Here is a 720-nt window from a genome sequence, read left to right on the forward strand (position 1 = left end):
CTCGCGGGGCGGGTTCGGCGCGATGGTGCTGCACCTGCTGTCGGAGCGGGGCGCGCTGGACGCGGGGGGCGTGCGGGTTCGGACGCTGACGCTGCCGGACGCCTACCAGGACCACGACAGCCCGGAGAAGATGTACGCCGATGCCGGGCTCGACGCCGACACCATCGTCACAACCGCCCTGGCGACGCTGCCGGCGACCTCCAGCAAGGCGGAGCCGGCGAGCAACGTGGTGAGCGTCCGCCGCCGCCCGCGCTGAGTCGACCTCGCGATCTGCATATCAGCCGGCGCCGTCGGTCCGCGATCATGCGCGCCCCCCCTCTCCCGGTGGGGCTACGATATTCGCACCTCCACATCGAGGAAGAGAGCTAACACCACACCTTTCCCTCCCCCCTCTGCGGGGGAGGGTGGGCCCCCGAAGGGGGTCGGGAAGGGGGAGCGACGGTGCAGACCAGCACACCGGCCTTCACATCTGCGCCGCCCTTTCCTGCATCCGGGTTCCCCTCTCGCGGGACTTCGTCCCGGCCCGACCCCTGCTGACGCAGGGGCCATCCTCCCCCGCAGAGGGGGGAGGCAAGTCGGGGGACCGGCAAACGGGCCCAGCTCGAAGGCGTGAAGGTCGCGGGCAAGTCCGGGACCACGAACGCCTACCGGGACGCGTGGTTCGTGGGCTACACCGGCAATTACGTCGGCGCCGTGTGGTTCGGGAACGACGACCACACC

At 71.0% G+C, this 720-nt stretch carries 1 protein-coding gene; it reads left to right on the forward strand.

Annotated elements, in window-relative coordinates; all coding sequences use genetic code 11:
* The coding region (locus tag MKL01_RS08040) for a transketolase C-terminal domain-containing protein (RefSeq protein WP_279604474.1) at positions 1-256 on the forward strand (256 nt) is incomplete at its 5' end.
* Between the last annotated feature and the right edge of the window lie 464 nt (positions 257-720).

Origin of the sequence: Methylobacterium sp. J-070 (assembly GCF_022829385.1) — a bacterium.
GTDB lineage: Bacteria > Pseudomonadota > Alphaproteobacteria > Rhizobiales > Beijerinckiaceae > Methylobacterium.